13 protein-coding genes are annotated in these 17,033 nt (G+C 66.6%); 7 read left to right on the top strand and 6 right to left on the bottom strand.

Annotated features, from left to right (window positions below; genetic code table 11):
• The first annotated feature begins 202 nt into the window (after window positions 1–202).
• Window positions 203–1,123, top strand: a complete 921-nt coding sequence (locus ASE69_RS02490; protein WP_056482339.1) for a right-handed parallel beta-helix repeat-containing protein — start codon at window positions 203–205, stop codon at window positions 1,121–1,123.
• A gap of 131 nt (window positions 1,124–1,254) precedes the next feature.
• Here ASE69_RS02490 and ASE69_RS02485 read toward each other — a convergent pair whose 3' ends face one another.
• The gene (locus tag ASE69_RS02485) at window positions 1,255–2,907 is read right to left on the bottom strand and encodes an alkaline phosphatase family protein (protein WP_056482334.1); all 1,653 of its coding nucleotides are present in this window, start codon (window positions 2,905–2,907) and stop codon (window positions 1,255–1,257) included.
• Between the two features lie 84 nt (window positions 2,908–2,991).
• Between ASE69_RS02485 and ASE69_RS02480 the strand changes: the two genes are divergently transcribed.
• The 4 genes from ASE69_RS02480 to ASE69_RS02465 all read left to right on the top strand — a co-directional run bounded on the left by ASE69_RS02480 (window position 2,992) and on the right by ASE69_RS02465 (window position 8,497).
• On the top strand, window positions 2,992–5,040 hold the full coding sequence (locus tag ASE69_RS02480; protein ID WP_200924091.1) for a protein-disulfide reductase DsbD family protein: 2,049 nt from the start codon (window positions 2,992–2,994) through the stop codon (window positions 5,038–5,040).
• Between the two features lie 192 nt (window positions 5,041–5,232).
• Window positions 5,233–6,753 (top strand): circularly permuted type 2 ATP-grasp protein, encoded by a 1,521-nt coding sequence (locus tag ASE69_RS02475; RefSeq protein ID WP_056483040.1) that lies wholly within the window; start codon window positions 5,233–5,235, stop codon window positions 6,751–6,753.
• On the top strand, window positions 6,753–7,688 hold the full coding sequence (locus tag ASE69_RS02470; RefSeq protein ID WP_056048449.1) for an alpha-E domain-containing protein: 936 nt from the start codon (window positions 6,753–6,755) through the stop codon (window positions 7,686–7,688). Before ASE69_RS02475 ends, ASE69_RS02470 begins: the two co-directional genes overlap by 1 nt.
• Window positions 7,688–8,497 (top strand): transglutaminase family protein, encoded by an 810-nt coding sequence (locus ASE69_RS02465; RefSeq protein WP_056482330.1) that lies wholly within the window; start codon window positions 7,688–7,690, stop codon window positions 8,495–8,497. The genes ASE69_RS02470 and ASE69_RS02465 overlap by 1 nt, the downstream gene beginning before the upstream one ends.
• A 231-nt stretch (window positions 8,498–8,728) precedes the next feature.
• On the opposite strand, the gene ASE69_RS02460 is transcribed toward ASE69_RS02465, so the two are convergent.
• Both ASE69_RS02460 and ASE69_RS02455 read right to left on the bottom strand, forming a co-directional pair.
• Window positions 8,729–9,505 (bottom strand): arginyltransferase, encoded by a 777-nt coding sequence (locus ASE69_RS02460; RefSeq protein WP_056482329.1) that lies wholly within the window; start codon window positions 9,503–9,505, stop codon window positions 8,729–8,731.
• Window positions 9,506–9,632: 127 nt separating this feature from the next.
• Entirely contained in the window at window positions 9,633–10,892 is a 1,260-nt protein-coding gene (locus ASE69_RS02455; protein ID WP_056482327.1) for a threonine ammonia-lyase, read from the bottom strand.
• A 57-nt stretch (window positions 10,893–10,949) separates the two neighbouring features.
• On the opposite strand from ASE69_RS02455, the gene ASE69_RS02450 reads away from it, so the two are divergent.
• Window positions 10,950–11,804 (top strand): NAD(P)-dependent oxidoreductase, encoded by an 855-nt coding sequence (locus ASE69_RS02450; RefSeq protein ID WP_056482325.1) that lies wholly within the window; start codon window positions 10,950–10,952, stop codon window positions 11,802–11,804.
• A gap of 149 nt (window positions 11,805–11,953) precedes the next feature.
• A complete protein-coding gene (locus ASE69_RS02445) occupies window positions 11,954–13,612 on the top strand; it encodes an amidohydrolase (protein WP_235517936.1) in 1,659 nt (552 codons plus the stop codon).
• A gap of 9 nt (window positions 13,613–13,621) precedes the next feature.
• Here the strand turns inward: ASE69_RS02445 and ASE69_RS02440 are convergent, their stop codons facing one another.
• From ASE69_RS02440 to ASE69_RS02430, 3 genes are all read right to left on the bottom strand, one after another.
• Window positions 13,622–14,509, bottom strand: coding sequence for an acyl-CoA thioesterase (locus ASE69_RS02440; protein ID WP_056482322.1), 888 nt, complete (start codon window positions 14,507–14,509; stop codon window positions 13,622–13,624).
• A gap of 73 nt (window positions 14,510–14,582) precedes the next feature.
• Window positions 14,583–15,710, bottom strand: coding sequence for an acyl-CoA dehydrogenase family protein (locus ASE69_RS02435; protein ID WP_056482318.1), 1,128 nt, complete (start codon window positions 15,708–15,710; stop codon window positions 14,583–14,585).
• Between the two features lie 138 nt (window positions 15,711–15,848).
• On the bottom strand, window positions 15,849–17,030 hold the full coding sequence (locus tag ASE69_RS02430; protein WP_056482315.1) for an acyl-CoA dehydrogenase family protein: 1,182 nt from the start codon (window positions 17,028–17,030) through the stop codon (window positions 15,849–15,851).
• Between the last annotated feature and the right edge of the window lie 3 nt (window positions 17,031–17,033).

Here is a 17,033-nt window from a genome sequence, read left to right as displayed (position 1 = left end):
TAGCGGTATTATGCGTTCAGCGCGGGCACGGCAATATGCGGACATCGGGATCGACCCATCCCGGTTCATTCTTTCCAATGCTTCATAACGGGACAGGTGTCGACAAAGCGCGGCGGACAGACTGGTCGAGGCGCGACGTTCCGTGCGATCAGGAAACCGATATCGCCGGCGGGCCACCGCTGCGGAACGAAGAGGATCTCGGATGAAACGATCGTTGCTCGCCCTCGCGCTGTTCGCCGCTCCCGCGTTCGCGCTGAGCTCGGCGCCGTTCACCGTCAACGGGCAGGGGTTCGCGACGCTGCAGGAGGCGGTCTCGTCGATCCGGCTGGGCACCGCGACGATCCTGATCGCGCCCGGCACCTACCGGCAATGCGCGGTGCAGGCCGGCGGCCACATCACCTTCAAGGCGGTCAAGCCCGGCACCGCGATCTTCGAGAAGGTCGCCTGCGAGGACAAGGCCGCGCTGGTCCTGCGCGGGCAGGGCTCGGTCGTTGATGGCCTCGTCTTCCGCGGCTACCGCGTGTCGGACGGCAACGGCGCCGGCATCCGCACCGAGATGGGCGACCTGACCGTCACCAACGCGATGTTCCTCGACAGCCAGGAAGGTATCCTCGGCGGCGAACCGACTGCGCAGAAGATCCTGATCGACCATTCCACCTTCGCCGGGCTCGGCCAGTGCGACGAATCGCCGGGCTGTTCGCACGCGATCTACCTCGCCAACAAGGGCAGCGTGACGATCACCAACTCGCGGTTCGAGCGCGGTACCGGCGGCCATTACGTCAAGCTCCGCGTGCCCACCGTGTCGATCACCGACAACAGCTTCGACGATACCGCGGGAAAGAAGACCAACTACATGATCGACCTCCCCGAAGGCGCCACCGGCCTGATCGCGCGCAACACCTTCGTGCAGGGGCGCAACAAGGAGAACCACACCGGTCTGATTGTCGTCGCGGCGGAGGCGCAGACGTACCCCTCGACCGGGTTGCGGGTCGAGGGGAACGACGCACGACTGTCGCCTGGGGATGGCAGCAACCCGGCGTTCCTAGCGGACTACAGCCACGACAAGCTCGCGCTGGGCGCGAACCGGCTGGGCACCGGGTTACGGGCGTTCGAGACGCGGTAGCTTGCACGCTGGTCGGAGCGATCGTTCGAGGTAGTACGCCCCAAAAAGCTTGTTCTCCCGCGAAGGCGGGAGCCCAGACTGGACTCCCGCCTTCGCGGGAGAACATGCTTTGCAATGAAGGTGCGCGGCGCTCAGTTAGCGCAGGTGCTCGCAGCCCCCGGATCGAGATCCAGGCACCGCCCGTCCAACCCGCTAACCGGCAACCCGATCGTCGCCGCCAAGGTCGGCACGATATCCACCGTCTCCACGGACAGCGGCTGCTCGAACCCGGTCATCCCCTTGCGCCAGAACAGGATCGGCACGCGGCGGTCGTAATCCCACGGCGACCCGTGCGTCTCTACATAGCCCCCCGCCGGCGACACGATCGTCGTCACGCGCGGCTTCAGCAGCACCACCATCTGCCCCGACCGCTCGGGATAGAACGACGCCCGCGCCCGCTCGATCAGCGTCCACGTCTCGGGCGGAGACTTCGCCATCGGCGTCGCCATGATCTCGGCGGCGGAGTACGCACCCGCAATCTGCGGCATCGCCCGATACCGGCGCAGCGCCTCGGCAAGCACCTTCGCTTGCGTCTTCGCCGGCAGCGTGTCGTCGATATAGACGTCGCCTTCGGTCCCGAGCAGCACACTACCCGGCAGCCCCATGTCCTTGGCGATCGCGGTGCCGACCTGCTTGGCGAGCACGTTCTCGTCCATGTGCGCCTCCATCGGCATCGCGCGCTGTTGCTGGCGTTCGGTCGCGTCGTGCGCGCCGTGATCCGCGGTCAGCACGACCTCGTAGTCGACGCCGGTCTCGTCCATCACCGCGAAGAAATCACCGAGCGTCTTGTCGAGCTGCGCCATCTGGATGCACATCTCGGTGCCCTGCGTGCCATAGGTATGCCCGACATAATCGGTCGCCGACGCGCCGATATCGATGATGTCGGTCTGCGGACCCTTGCCGAGCTTCATGTCCTGCACCAGCGCCGCCGCCATCGCGAACACCGCGGCGTCGGAGGCGGGCGATACGCGGAAGCCCTTGGCATCGCCCGCCTCGCGCTCGAAGCGCCCCTGGCCATAGGTCTTGCCGGCGATCACGATCGGATGATCCACGCCCGCGCAATAGCCGGGCAGCGGGAGTGCGACCTGCGGCTTGGCGATCAGCGCGGCGACCGCGTCGCGCGTGCGCTGCACCGCCGGCGGCACCGCTCGGCCGGCATAGGAGGCATAGGTCTTGCCGTCCCACCACCAGAGCTCGTCGACCTTGTGGCCGCCCATCATCACCGCCGCGCGATCCTTCCCCGCGACCGACACCGAGCGTGTCCGCGGATCGCGTGCCTTCATCATCTCGCCGAGCGTCGGCACCTTCAGATGCATGTCCGACACGGTATAGCTGTCGTGCGTGCTGCCGGTGACGCGCTCGTCTTCCGAACAATAGACAACCTTGTCCGGCCGCCCGGCGCGCTGGTCGATCCAGTTGTTGGCGATGATCCCGGTATGCGCGGGGCGCATGCCCGTCAGGATCGTCGAGTGGCCGGGGCACGTCTCGGTTGCTGCGTGGCTCTGATACCCGCTCGGGAACACCGCGCCGTTCAGCAGCCGCGTGAAGCCGCCGGTATAATGGTTGCGATATTGCTGGAACAGGTCGGCGGCGAACTGGTCGACCGAGATCGCGACGATCAGTTTCGGCGGAGTCGTCGGGGTCGCCGCGGGGGGCGCCGCCGTCTGGGCAGAGACCGAAGAAGCCGAAGTTAGCAGGAGCGCGGCGATAAGTGCTTTCACGAACAGTCCTTTAGCCAGCAACATCCCTCGAGCGAGGCCGTCGCTTTGAAGTGCAATACGACAAGGTCACCGCTATGGCTTTGCGCGATGAACGAAACAAGGATTGCCATGCGCGGATTACGTTGCGTCCTCATGACGGTCTTGCTGGCCATCTGCGGGCTGGCGAGCACGCCCGCGCTTGCGGAATCGCTGAATGGCTCCAGCCAGCATCTGATGATGAAGCTGGTCGCCGAGAGCGATCACCCGAAAGCCGGCGCCCCGCTGACGATCGCGCTGGCGACGACGCCCGAAGCCGGCTGGCACGGCTATTGGCGCAATCCCGGCGACGCGGGTTTTCCGGCGACGTTCGACTGGACCTTGCCGCCGGGCGCGAAGGCCGACGAGCCCGAATGGCCGGTGCCAACGACGCTGCTGATCGCTGGGCTGATGAACTATGTCTACGAGGCGCCGTATGCGCCGCTTGTGACGATCCAGGTCCCGGCGGGACTGGCGGCAGGGACGAAATTCCCGATCCGCCTGAAGACGAGCTACCTCGTCTGCTCGGCGACGATCTGCGTACCCGAAGAGAAGGCACTGTCGCTCGACCTCACGATCGGTGACGGCGCGCCATCGCAGGCCGCCGCGTTCGCGGGCTGGCGTCAGGCGATCCCCAAGCCGCTCGATGCCGGCGCGAGCTATGCGGCGAGCAACGGGACGATGCGGATCGCCGTGCCGTTCCCCGCAGGCGCGAAGATCGAAAAGGCGTATTTCTTCCCGGTCACCACCGGCGCGATCGAGAACGGCGCGGCGCAGACGGTCACGCGTGACGGCGACCGCCTGACGATCAGCACCAAGGTCGCGGCGAATGCCAAAGCTGGCGGACCGATCGAGGGCGTTCTGCGGCTCGGCGACGGGCAGGGGCTAGGCGTCAAGGCGACGCCCGGCGCGGTGGCCGAAGCGGCCGGCGGCGACGCGACGAGCGCGAACGGCGAGAGCCTCTGGCTGACCGCGCTGATCGCGTTCGCCGGCGCAGTGCTCGGCGGCCTGATCCTCAACATCATGCCCTGCGTCTTCCCGATCCTCAGCCTCAAGGCGCTCAGCCTCGCCCGCGGTGGCGCGAGCGAGAAGGACGCGCGCGGCGAGGCTCTGGCCTACACCGCGGGCGTCGTGCTGGTCTGCCTCGGTCTCGGCGGCGCGATCCTCGCGTTGCGCGCCGGCGGGTCCGCAGTCGGCTGGGCGTTCCAGTTGCAGCATCCCGGCGCGATCGTCGCACTGCTGCTGCTGAGCACTGCGATCGCCTTCAACCTCGCCGGACTGTTCGAGGTCCCGACACCCCGCTTTGCCGGTGAGAGTGGCGCAAGCGGTGCGTTCGCGACGGGCGCACTCGCCGCGTTCATCGCGACGCCGTGCACAGGGCCGTTCATGGGCGCAGCACTCGGTGCGGCGCTGGTGTTACCGTGGCCGGCGGCACTCGCAGTGTTCGGCGGGCTCGGGATCGGCTTGTCGCTTCCCTTCCTCGCGATCGGGTTCATCCCATCGTGGCGACGGTGGTTGCCAAAGCCCGGCGCCTGGATGGAGACGTTCCGCCACATCCTGTCGGTGCCGATGTTCCTCACCGCGATCGCGCTCGGCTGGGTGCTCGGGCGACAGACCGGCGTGGATACGCTGACGCTCGCGCTGGTCGCGGTGCTGGCGGTCGGCGCGGTGCTGTGGATTGGCGGCTCGCGCCAGCGCAAGGGCAAGTCGTTCGGCATCGTCGCGCAGGTGCTGTTGCTGGGGATCTTCGTCGGCAGCGCAGTATTGATCTCGCGCGCGCCGCCGGTCGCCGCCAAAACCGCGACCGCCGGCGACGAGGCGTTCACCGAGGCCAAGCTCGCCTCGCTGCGTGCCGAAAAGCGCCCGGTGTTCGTCTACTTCACCGCCGATTGGTGCCTGACGTGCAAGGTCAACGAGAAGGCGGCGATCGACACCACCGGCGTCCGCGACGCCTTTGCCAAACACAACGTCGCCGCGCTGATCGGCGACTGGACCGACGGCGACCCGGTAATGGGCCGCTTCATCCAGGCCCACAACCGCGCCGGTGTGCCGCTGTATCTCTACTACGCACCAAGTGCCGCCGAACCGATGGTCCTCCCACAGGTTCTCACGCCAGGTCTGCTCGAAGGGTTGGGAGCCTAAGAGGATTCCCCTCCCTGGAAGGGAGGGGTTAGGGGTGGGTAGGCCCATTGGCTGGCGCAGCACCTGCCTCACGCCGACACCCCCAGCCCCTCCCTTCCAGGGAGGGGGGCAAATACACATTCAGACCTTGTGCAGCGCAGCGATGCGTTGCAGCATGGAACCGCAACGCTTGATGGGGAATTGACCGTTTCGATGGGGAAACAAGCGTTCGACGAGATCATGGGCACACCGGGCGACACGACCGCCCGGCGCGAACTGGCGGCTCTCGGCAAGTGGATCGAGGATACGCCCAACGCCGAACTGCGACGCCGGCAGGAAGCCGCCGAGACGACGTTCCGGCAACTCGGCATAACCTTCGCGGTCTACGGCGAGAATGAAGCGGCCGAGCGGATCATCCCGTTCGACATCGTCCCGCGCGTATTCCTGCATGACGAATGGACGCGGTTGTCCGAAGGCCTCGTCCAGCGCGTCGAGGCGATCAACGCGTTCCTCGACGATATCTACGGCGAACGACGCATCCTGAAGGAGGGCATCCTCCCCGAAGACCTCGTGCTCGGCAACGCGCAGTTTCGGCCCGAGATCGCCGGTATCCGTCCGCCGCACGGCGTATGGGCGCATATCTGCGGCATCGATCTCGTCCGCACCGGCCCCGACGATTTCTTCGTGCTCGAGGACAATGCGCGTACGCCGTCGGGCGTCAGCTACATGCTTGAAAACCGCGAGGCGATGCTCCGTCTTTGCCCCGAACTCTTCCGCGAGTTCCGGGTCGCGGCAGTCGACAGCTATCCAGACCTCCTGCTCGAGACCATGAAGTCGGTCGCGCCACATGGCACGGGCTCCAACCCGACGTGCGTGCTGCTGACCCCCGGCCACTACAACTCCGCCTATTACGAACACAGCTTCCTCGCGGACTCGATGGGGATCGAACTCGTCGAGGCGGCCGATCTGGTGGTCGACGACGACATCGTCTGGATGCGGACGATCGCGGGGCGGGTTAAGGTCGACGTGATCTATCGCCGGATCGACGATGATTATCTCGATCCGCTCGTGTTCCGTCCGGACTCCGCGCTGGGCGTGCCCGGTCTGATCGCAGCCTACGCCGCCGGCAACGTCGCGATCATGAACGCGCCGGGCAACGGCATCGCCGACGACAAGGCGATCTACAGCTACATGCCCGACATCGTGAAGTTCTACTCGGGCGGCGAGTGCAAGCTGCGTAACGTCGAGACCTGGCGCTGCCGGGAACCGCAGGCGCTGAAGTTCGTCCTCGACAACCTCGAAGACGTCGTCGTCAAGCTGGTCGACGGTTCGGGCGGCTACGGCATGCTGGTCGGCCCGACCGCCTCGAAACAGGAGATCGAGGATTTTCGCGCCGCGCTCATTGCGGAGCCACACCGCTACATTGCGCAACCGACACTTGCCCTGTCGACCGTCCCGACGATGGCACAAGGCGGTCTCAGCCCCCGCCACGTCGACTTCCGCCCCTTCGTGCTGAGCGGCGCGAAGGGCGTGCAGGTCGTCCCCGGCGGCCTCACCCGCGTCGCGCTCAAGGAAGGATCGCTGGTGGTCAATTCCAGCCAGGGCGGCGGCACCAAGGACAGCTTCGTCTTGATGGCCGACCAGTCGCAACGAATGAACGCCGGCGGCATGAGCCAGACGATGGGTGGCATGACGCAAACCCTCGGCGCGCAGACGTCCGGCGGGACCGCCTGATGCTGTCGCGCACCGCATCCTCGCTCTACTGGCTCGGCCGCTATTTCGAGCGGGCCGACTTCATCGCCCGGCTGGTCGAAGCCACCGTCCGCCTCGACGTGCTCTCGTCGCAACCCTCGGGCGACGCCGCCTGGGCATCCGCTTTGGCCGTCACCGAAACCGACGAGGCCTTCGCCGCGACCGGCGTCGAGATCGGGCAGCGCGACGTCGTCCGGTTCCTGACGCTGGATTCAAGCCATCCAGGATCGATCGTCCGCTGCCTCGACATGGCGCGCAACAATGCCAAGGCGGTGCGCACCGCGCTGACCCGCGAGGCGTGGACCGCGATCAACCGCGCATGGCTGTTGTTCGAGAACCGCGCGACGCCCGGCAGCACGACTTCGCAGTTGAACCTCGTCGAGGCGGTCAAGAACGAGACGCGCGGGTTCGAGGGCGCGGTCCACCGCATGCTCCGCAACCAGACGACGTGGTTCATCCGGCTCGGCCAGGCAGTCGAGCGCGCGGACAACACCGCGCGTCTGCTCGACGTCAAATATCACATCCTGCTGCCCGAGGGTGAACGGCTCGGCGGCGCGATCGACCGCGATCAGTGGACGACGATCCTTCAGACCGTGTCCGCCGTCACCGCCTATCGCTGGCTCTACAATGACGGCTTGCGTCCCGCCGACGTCATCGACCTGCTTCTTGCGCGGTCCGAACTGCCGCGCAGTCTCGCTGCGTCGGTCGAGGAGACGGTCGACGTACTCAACCTGCTCGCCAAGCGCACCGGCAACCACGGCGAGGCGGACCGGATGGCACGGATGCGTGCGTCGCGGATGGCGAAGACGCGATCGGGCGAGGTCATCGCCTCCGGGTTGCACCAGTATCTCCAGGCGTTCATCGCCGAGAACGCGTTGCTGCACGGCGCGATCGGCCGCCAGTTCAAGTTTCTCTGATGCGGCTCTCGATCGACCACCACACGATCTACCGCTTCGCGCAGCCGCAGGGTCGCTTGGTGCAGATGCTCCGGCTAACACCCGAGAACACGCATGATCAGACGGTCGCGTCGTGGCGGATCGACGTCGATTGCGATGCGCGGCTGCGACCCGGTCGCGACGGTTTCGGCAACGCGGTGACGATGCTCTACGCCGAAGGGCCGGTCGACGGGATCGAGATCACCGTCAAGGGCGAGGTGCTGACCAGCCATTCCGACGGCGTCCTGCACGGCGTCCACGAAACGCTTCCACCAGCGCTGTACCTGCGATCCACTGAGGCGACCGTCCTCGACACGGCAATCGCCAAGTTCGCGGTCAATGCGGCCGAGGGCGCACGCGATCGGATCGGCGCGTTGCACCGTTTGAACCGAGCGTTCCATAAGCGCTTCGCATTCGACGCCGGACGTCCCGAACCCGGTCGGACGGCTGCCGCAGCGTTCCGCATGGACAGCGCCACGCCGCGCGACATGGCGCAGATGTTCGCCGTTGCCGCGCGATCGCTCGGCGCGCCGGCGCGGTACGTGTCGGGCTATCATCACAACGATCACGAGGTCGTGCATCTGCCGACGCCACACGGCTGGGCAGAGGCCTTCGTCGACGGGCTCGGCTGGGTCGGGTTCGATCCCTGCACGGGGATGTCGCCCGAGGAGCATTACGTGCGCGTCGCGATGGCGCTCGATGCGGCTGGCGCTGCGCCGGTGGCGGGCTCGAGGTTGGGCGAAGGTGGCGAGGAACTCGACGTCGATGTCGTCGTGCAGCGCGAGGACTAAGACTGTTTCCCCGCGAAGGCGGGGATCCAGGCTGGGCTCCCGCCTCCGCGGGAGAACAAGGGGCAGGAGTTCTCGAGGGTGCCACCCCGGCGAAGGCCGGGGCCCGATTGGCAAGGTGGTCGAAATGGAGCGCTGCATTCAATTAGCGGTGTTTCCCAATTGGACCCCGGCCTTCGCCGGGGGGGGGGCTTGAAGTGAGCTAACAGGCTAGGCAGCCACCTCCGCCGCAAATCAGACCAACGCCGCAACCCGCGCCGGCGGCGTCGCCAGATCCGCATCCTCCAGCCGCCGCCACCCCGCCGGCCCCAGCACCTCCAGCGGCCGGTACCGCGTCTTATATTCCATCCGCGGCGAGCCCTTCACCCAGTAGCCGAGATACACATACGGCAGCCCGGCATCTCGCGCGCGCAGGATGTGGTCCATGATGATGAAATTACCGAACCCCGGTCGCGCCGTGTCGTCCGCCGCGAAGAAACTGTAGACCATCGACAGCCCATCCGCCTGCCGATCGGTCAGGCACGCACCGATCAGCGCTCCCGGCACGCCGTCGACCGACGGTTCGCGATACTCGACGATCACCGAATTGACCGGCGAATGCTCGATCATGTCGGCATAGTCGTCCTCGTCCATACCCGCCATGCCGCCGCCCGGATGACGCGTCCCGAGGTAACGGCGCAGAAGCTGGAACTGCTCGTCGGTCGCCCACGCCTTGCACGCGGTAACCTCGATATCGCCGAGCCGCTTCAGCAACTTTCGCTGCGTCGCGTTGGGCACGAACTCGTCGGTCACCACGCGGACCGAGACGCACGCTATGCACCCGGCACAAGATGGCCGATACGCGACGCCCTGGCTGCGGCGAAAGCCGATCCGCCCGAGCGCATCGTTCAACTCGTTCGCATGTGGACCGGTCAGTTCGGTGAACACCTTGCGCTCCTGACGATCCGGCAGATACGGGCACGGCGCAGGGCTGGTGACGAAAAAGCGCGGGAAACGGAAAGGCGCAGTCACCGAGCGAAAAGTCCTTCAGGCAGGCGCGATTAGCCGCGTCGCCTCGTATATGGCCGCCCAGCGCAAACGTACAATCGGTTTACCACGAATGACGGTTAACGCGCTAAATCACCGTATCAGAATGGGATTACGCCAGTTCGACGGTCGACGTCTCGTACCCGCCAGCGCGCAACGCACCGATCAACCGATCGAGATGCGATCGGTCGCGGAGCTCGCATTCGATGTCGGTGATGAGCCCCTTTGCCGGTAACGTCGTGAAGACGCGCTGGTGATAGATTTCGATGATGTTGACGCGTTCCTGGTCGAAGATCCGCGCGACATGGAACAGCGCACCCGGCTTGTCCTGCAACCGGATCCGCAACCGAGCCAGCCGACCCGACCGCGCCAGATCGCGCAACAGCACGTTGGCGAGCAACCGCGTATCGATATTACCACCGCACAGCACGATGCCGACCGTCTTCCCCGCGAACCGTTCGGGATGCGACAGCAGCGCGGCGAGCCCGGCAGCCCCTGCGCCCTCGACCACCGTCTTCTCGATCTGCAGCAGCAGGCTGACCGATTCCTCGAGGCTGCGCTCGCTGACGAGGACGATGTCATCGACCAGTTCGGCGACGATCTTCGAGGTGATCGCCCCCGGCTCCTTGACCGCGATGCCTTCGGCCAGCGTATCGCCCGCGCACGCCATGTCGGTGCCGTTGATCCGGTTGTACATCGACGGGAACAGCTCGGCCTGCACGCCGACGACCTCGATCGGATGACCGCCTGGCGCTTCGCTCAACGCGCGCGCGACCGTCGACATGCCCGAGATCAGCCCGCCGCCGCCGATCGGGATGACCAGAGTATCGAGCTGCGGCACGTCCTCCAGCATCTCGATCGCGACGGTGCCTTGCCCTGCGATGACGCGCGGATCGTCGAACGGGTGGACGAAGGTGAAGCCGCACTCGCCCTCCAGGATACGGGCGTGGGCATAGGCCGCGTCGAACGTCTCGCCGTGCAGCACGACATTGGCGCCGTGACCCTCGGTCTGCATGACCTTCACGGTCGGTGTGTTGGTCGGCATCACGATCGTCGTCGGAATGCCGAGCCGGTTGGCGTGATAGGCGAGGCCCTGCGCATGGTTGCCCGCCGACGCGGCGATGACGCCCTTGGCGCGCGCTTCCGCCGACAGCTGCAACAGCGTGTTGAGCGCACCGCGCTCCTTGTACGCCGCAGTGAACTGGAGGTTTTCGAACTTCAGATACACCGTCGCGCCGGTCATCTTGCTCAGCGTCTTGCTGATCAGCGTCGGCGTGCGGACGATCGAGTCGCGGATCCGGTCATGCGCGACGCGGACGTCGTCGATCGAGACGGGGAGGGTGGGTGCCGCTACGGCAGCGTGGGTAGCCATGCCCGACCCGCTAGACCATCTGGCGCGCATGGGAAACACCGCTTATGCGCGGACGCTATGGCAAAACTGGCATTCATCGGAACCGGCGTCATGGGCGCGCCGATGGCGGGACACCTTGCCGCGGCAAGGCACGACGTCACCGTCTATAATCGGACTCAGACCAAGGCGTTGGCATGGGCCGATAAATATGGCGGCAAGGTCGCCGACACGCCCGCGGCAGCGGTGAAGGACGCCGATGCGGTGTTCGCCTGCGTCGGCAACGACGACGATCTGGCCTCGGTCACTTTAGGCGATGACGGCGCGTTTGCGGCGATGCGCGACGACGCGGTGTTCGTCGATCACACCACCGTCTCGGCCTCGATCGCGCGACGCCTCGCGGGCGAGCGCACGCTGGTAGTCGACGCACCGGTGTCGGGCGGACAGGCCGGCGCGGAGAACGGCAAGCTCTCGATCATGTGCGGCGGCTCTGCCGAAGCGATGGCGAAGGCCGAACCGTTCATGCAGGTATATGCCGCACGGATCGTCCATGTCGGCGAGGCGGGCGCGGGCCAGACGACCAAGATGTGCAACCAGATCGCGATCGCCGGCGTGATCCAGGGCGTCGCCGAATCGCTGCGGTTCGCACAAAACTCCGGGCTCGATCTCGACAAGGTGTTCGAGGCGATCTCTGGCGGCGCGGCGCAAAGCTGGCAGATGGTCAATCGCTGGCCGACGATGGCGAAGGAAGAGTTCGACTTCGGCTTCGCGGTCGACTGGATGCGCAAGGATCTGGGTCTCGCGCTCGACGAAGCACGACGCAACGGTGCGGTGCTGCCCGTCGCGGCGCTGGTCGATCAATTCTACGCCGATGTTCAGGCGATGGGCGGCGCCCGCCAGGATACGAGCGCGCTGGTACGGAGATTGCCGAAGTGATCAAGTGCATTACGACGACTCTGCTCCCCTCCCTGGAAGGGAGGGGCCGGGGGTGGGTTGGCCCGTTGTCCAGGCACCAGGCTGCCCCAACCAGCCGACCCACCCCCAACCCCTCCCTTCCAGGGAGGGGGGCAAGAGCGGCGCTGGTCTTGGCATTGCTCCTTCCGACCCCCGCGCTTGCCGACGGGATCGTCGACAACGTCAACGGTGTCACCATTGATGACGGCGGACGCGTTATCCACTTCAAGGCGATCCTCGTAGACAAGGATGGTCGCGTCACGCGTCTCGTCCCCCCCGGCGAGGAGGCCCCCAAGCTCAGCCGCAAGGAACTCAAGAAGAACGCCGGCAAGCCGCTCTACGACTGGCGCGTCGACATGGGCGGCAAGACGGTGTTGCCGGGCTTCATCGACGCGCACGGCCATGTCCTCGAAATGGGCTTCGGCGCGCTGTCGCTCGACCTGTCGATGGCCAAGTCGCTCGACGAGGCGAAGTCGCGGATCGCCGCCTACATTGCGGGCAATCCCGATCGCAAATGGGTGCTGGGCCGCGGCTGGAACCAGGAGGCGTGGGGGCTGGGTCGCTTCCCGACCGCCGCCGACCTGGAGTCGGTTTCCGGCGGCCACCCGATCTGGCTGTCGCGCGCCGACGGGCATGCCGGCTGGGCGAACCGCGAGGCCATGCGCGAGGCAGGCGTCACCGGCTCGACCTTATCCCCGGCGGGCGGGCGGATCGAGAAGACCGGCGGCGCGCCTGCGGGCGTGTTCGTCGACGGCGCGCAAGGATTGATCGAGAAGGTCGTGCCGCAGCCGCTTCCCAAGGAGCGCGATGCCGCGTTCCTCACCGCGCAGCGCATCCTGCTCGGCTACGGCGTCACCGCGGTCGCCGACATGGGCACGACGCTGGACGATTGGCTGACCTATCGCCGGATGGCGGACATCGGCGGGCTTCGTGTTCGCATCATGAGCTATGCGATGGGCGTCGAGACCGCGAGCCGGATCGGCGGCAAGGGGCCGACGCCGTGGCTGTACAATGATCACCTGCGGATGGGTGGCGTGAAGCTCTACGCCGACGGCGCGCTCGGCTCACGCGGTGCGTGGTTGCTGAAGCCCTATGCCGATGCGCCCGGCCAGTCGGGGCTCGGCTTCCTGACCGACGACCAGCTCCAGAATCAGATGAGCCGCGCGGCGATGGACGGGTTCCAGGTCGCGGTCCATGCGATCGGCGACAAGGCGAACCGGGAAGTGCTCGACGCGATCCAGGTCGAGAGCGAGACCTATACCGGCGATCGCCGCTGGCGAATCGAGCATGCGCAGATCGTCGATCCGACCGACCTGCCGCGCTTCGGCAAGTTCGGCACGATCGCGTCGATGCAGCCCACGCACGAAACGAGCGACCGGACGATGGCCGAGGCGCGGCTGGGGCCGAACCGGCTGGCGGGCGCCTATGCATGGAAATCGATGCTGACCAACGGCGCGAAGCTCGCCTTCGGGACCGACTTTCCGGTCGAGAAGCCCGATCCGTTCGCGACCTGGGCGGCAGCCTTCACGCGTCAGGATGCTGACGGGCAGCCGCAGGGTGGGTGGCAGCCGCAGGAACTGGTCACGCGCGAACAGGCGTGGTGGGCGATGACCGGTGCGGCCGCCTATGCCGGGTTCGCCGAGAAGCAGTTCGGTGCGCTCGCGCCCGGCCAACGTGCGGACTTTATCGTTGTCGACCGCGATCCGACGATGGCCTCGCCGACCGACCTGCGCGCGACGAAGGTCAGCGAGACGTGGATCGGCGGGGAGAAGGTCTGGGTGCGCAAGTAACCGCGAGGGTTACTGGCGCATCCTGATCAACCCCTCCTGCGCGACGCTGGCGACGAGCCGGCCGTCGCGCGAGAAGATGCGCCCGCGGTTGAACCCGCGGGCATGTCCGGACCACGGTGCGTCGCAGGCATAGAGCAGCCAGTCGTCGGCGCGGAAATCCTCGTGCAGCCACAGCGAATGGTCGAGGCTCGCGGTCTGCAGCCCCGGCGTGATCCAGTTGACGCCGTGGGGCAGCAGCGCGGTACCGAGCAACGCCATGTCCGATGCATAGGACAGGATCGCGCGGTGCATCGCCGGATCGTCGCCGATCGGTGCGACCAGGCGGAACCAGTTGGCATGGGCCGCGGGTTGCGGAACGGGCTCGATCCAGCTGCGCGGGTTGACCGGACGGATCTCGATCGGGCGCTGGCGGAGCATGTGCGCGCGGAACTTCTCGGGGATGCCGTCGATGCTCTCCAGCCGCAGTTCGCGATCGGAGCGCAGGTCTTCGGGCGGGGCGACATCGGGCATCGCATCCTGATGATGGAGTCCATCCTCGGGCGTCTGGAACGACGCCGCCATGTTGAGGATCGGCTGCCCCTTTTGCATCGCGATCACGCGCCGGGTAGCGAAACTCCGCCCCTCGAAGTCACGGACCACTCGGAAGACGATCGGATAATCCTCGTTGCCCGGCCGCATGAAATACGCGTGAAGCGAATGTGCCGCCTTCGGCGCCTCGGTCGAGCGTTGCGCGGCCTGCAGCGCCTGCGCGATCACCTGCCCCCCGAACACGCGACCGACCCCGCCCGGCTGGCGTTTGCCGACGTAGAGATCGGTATCGACCTCCTCGATTTCGAGCAGATCGACGAGCCCCTGCGCGAGTGCTTCGGGCGACGTATCGGCAGTATCCAAGCTCATCTGACCTCCGTGTTCACCCGCGAAGGCGGGTGCCCAGACTGGGCCCCCGCCTTCGCGGGGGGACAGGTTCGGGTCAATACCCCGCCGCTACGGCCAACCGATCCGCATGGAAGTTCGCATCGCCGAACATCTCCGCCAGCACCCGCGCCCGCTTCATGTAGAAGCCGATGTCGTATTCGTCGGTCATGCCGATCCCGCCATGCATCTGCACGCCCTCCTGCACGCTGAGCGTCGTCGCCAGCGCCGTCATCGCCTTGGCCACCGACACCGCCTCGTCCGCGCGATCGCTGCCCTGGTCGAGCAATTGCTGCGCCTTGAGAACGGCGGCCCGCGCCACCTCCATCTCCGAGTACAGATGCGCGGCACGGTGCTGGAGCGCCTGGAAGCTGCCGATCAGCGTCCCGAACTGCTTGCGCTCTTTCATGTAGCCGATCGTCATGTCCATCGCCCCGCCGCCAACGCCGAGCAGCTCCGCCGAAGCGCCGGTCCGCCCCGCGCGCAACAGGCGATCGAGCGGCGTGCGCCCAGCGTCGACCTCGCCGATTACCGCATCCGCATCGACCTCGACGCCCTCGAACTCCAGCCGCGCGGCCAAGCTCGAATCAGCCAGACGCTCGGCGTTCGCGGTCAGCCCAGCGGCATCCTTCGGCACTGCGAACAGCGTGATGCCGTCCTTGTCGTCGGCGCTGCCACCGGTGCGCGCAGCGACGATGATCAAGTCGGCGGTGTGGCCATGCGTGACGAACCGCTTGGCGCCGGTCAGCTTGAAGCCGTTGCCCGAGCGTTCGGCGGTCATCGCCACGGTGTCGCGGTGCTTGGCGCCCTCGTCGATCGCCAGCGCCGCGACGGTCTCGCCGGCGATGATCCCCGGGAACCAGCGCTCGGCCTGCCCCGTGCCCTTCAAGGCCTCGACCGCTGCGACGGCGGTGGTCAGGAACGGGGAGGGGGAAAGGTTGCGCCCGATCTCCTCCAGCACCACGCCAGCCTCGACATGCCCGAGCCCGAGCCCGCCCTGGTGCTCGCCGATCAGGATGCCGGTAAAGCCCATCTCCGCAAACTGCTTCCACAGGTCGCGCGAGAAGCCGGCCGCGTCGTCGGCATCGCGCAAGGCCCGCATGTGGCTCACGGGCGCGTGCTCGGCCACGAAATCGCGAATGGTGTCCTGAAGGACGGTCTGGTCGTCGTCTAGATACAGTGGCATGTCTTCGTCCTTCTGCTCCCTCGCCCCTTCGGGGAGAGGGTCGGGGAGAGGGGCTGTTGGGTCGGATCGTCCGAGCCTCACTGCCCCTCTCCCGCCTACGCTTCGCTGCGACACCCTCTCCCCGAAGGGGCGAGGGAATTACGCAGGCAATTCCAAAATCCGCTTGGCGATGATGTTGAGCTGGATCTCGCTCGTCCCGCCCTCGATCGAGTTCGCCTTGGTCCGCAGCCAGGACCGCGGGATCGCTCCGCCGCGCGACCGATCGCTGTCCCATTCGAGCGCATCCGAGCCGCCCGCCGCCATCATCAGTTCGTACCGGCCCTTGTTCAGCTCGGTCCCGTAATACTTCATCATGCTCGGCTGGGCCGGGTGCGCCTTGCCCGCCTTCAGCTCGTCGATGAACCGCTCGGACATCGCCCCGAACGCCTTCGCGCGCACCTCGAACAACGCGATCGACGCGCGCAACAGCGGATCGGCCAGCCGCCCGTCATGCCCGAGACCCACGGTCGCGATCGCGCCGTCGATCAGCGGATTGCCACCGCTCGACGCCAGCCCCATGCCCGAGATCATCTCGCGCTCATGCCCGAGCAAATACTTCGCGACGTCCCAGCCCTTGTTCTCCTCGTAGACGCGGTTGACCTTGGGCACCTCGACATTGTCGAAGAACGTCTCGCAGAACGGCGAATTGCCGCTGATCAGCAGGATCGGCTTGGTCGACACGCCGGGCGAGGCCATGTCGAACAGCACGAAGCTGATCCCGCCCTGCTTCGACGTCTTGTCGGTGCGGACGAGGCAGAAGATCCAGTCGGCCTTGTCGGCGTAGGACGTCCACACCTTCTGCCCGTTGACGAGATAATGGTCGCCCTTGTCCTCCGCCGAGGTCGCAAGCCCGGCAAGGTCGGACCCCGCATTCGGCTCCGAATACCCCTGGCACCAGCGGATTTCACCGCGCGCGATCTTGGTCAGGTGATCGAGCTTCTGCTCCTCGGTCCCGTATTTGAGCAATGCCGGCCCGAGCATCGAGATCCCGAACGAATTGAGCGGGTTGCGCGCCTTTATTGCCGCCATCTCTTCGCGCAGGATCTTGGTTTCGGCAGGCGACAACCCGCCGCCGCCATACGCCTTGGGCCAGTCGGGCACGGTCCAGCCCTTGGCGGCCATCTTGTCGAGCCACTCCTTCTGCGCCAGCGACGACGGCTTGAACTGGCGCCCGCCCCAGCAGACGTCGTCCTCCGAGCGCACTGGTTTGCGCATCTCGGGGGGGCAGTTTTCCGCGAGCCACGCACGCGTTTCGGACCGGAAAGTGTCGAGGTCGGACATCGG

This window comes from Sphingomonas sp. Leaf208, assembly GCF_001421415.1.
In the GTDB taxonomy this organism is placed as follows: Bacteria; Pseudomonadota; Alphaproteobacteria; order Sphingomonadales; family Sphingomonadaceae; genus Sphingomonas.
The sequence above is the reverse complement of the archived record's forward strand: the minus strand, read 5'-3'. Positions and strand labels throughout refer to the sequence as shown.

Bases quoted from the DNA above. Each gene is read 5' to 3' on its own strand.
- ASE69_RS02490 (WP_056482339.1), top strand. From the start codon at position 203: ATGAAACGATCGTTGCTCGCCCTCGCGCTGTTCGCCGCTCCCGCGTTC.
- ASE69_RS02485 (WP_056482334.1), bottom strand. From the start codon at position 2,907: ATGTTGCTGGCTAAAGGACTGTTCGTGAAAGCACTTATCGCCGCGCTC.
- ASE69_RS02480 (WP_200924091.1), top strand. From the start codon at position 2,992: ATGCGCGGATTACGTTGCGTCCTCATGACGGTCTTGCTGGCCATCTGC.
- ASE69_RS02475 (WP_056483040.1), top strand. From the start codon at position 5,233: ATGGGGAAACAAGCGTTCGACGAGATCATGGGCACACCGGGCGACACG.
- ASE69_RS02470 (WP_056048449.1), top strand. From the start codon at position 6,753: ATGCTGTCGCGCACCGCATCCTCGCTCTACTGGCTCGGCCGCTATTTC.
- ASE69_RS02465 (WP_056482330.1), top strand. From the start codon at position 7,688: ATGCGGCTCTCGATCGACCACCACACGATCTACCGCTTCGCGCAGCCG.
- ASE69_RS02455 (WP_056482327.1), bottom strand. From the start codon at position 10,892: ATGGCTACCCACGCTGCCGTAGCGGCACCCACCCTCCCCGTCTCGATC.
- ASE69_RS02450 (WP_056482325.1), top strand. From the start codon at position 10,950: ATGGCAAAACTGGCATTCATCGGAACCGGCGTCATGGGCGCGCCGATG.
- ASE69_RS02440 (WP_056482322.1), bottom strand. From the start codon at position 14,509: ATGAGCTTGGATACTGCCGATACGTCGCCCGAAGCACTCGCGCAGGGG.
- ASE69_RS02435 (WP_056482318.1), bottom strand. From the start codon at position 15,710: ATGCCACTGTATCTAGACGACGACCAGACCGTCCTTCAGGACACCATT.
- ASE69_RS02430 (WP_056482315.1), bottom strand. From the start codon at position 17,030: ATGTCCGACCTCGACACTTTCCGGTCCGAAACGCGTGCGTGGCTCGCG.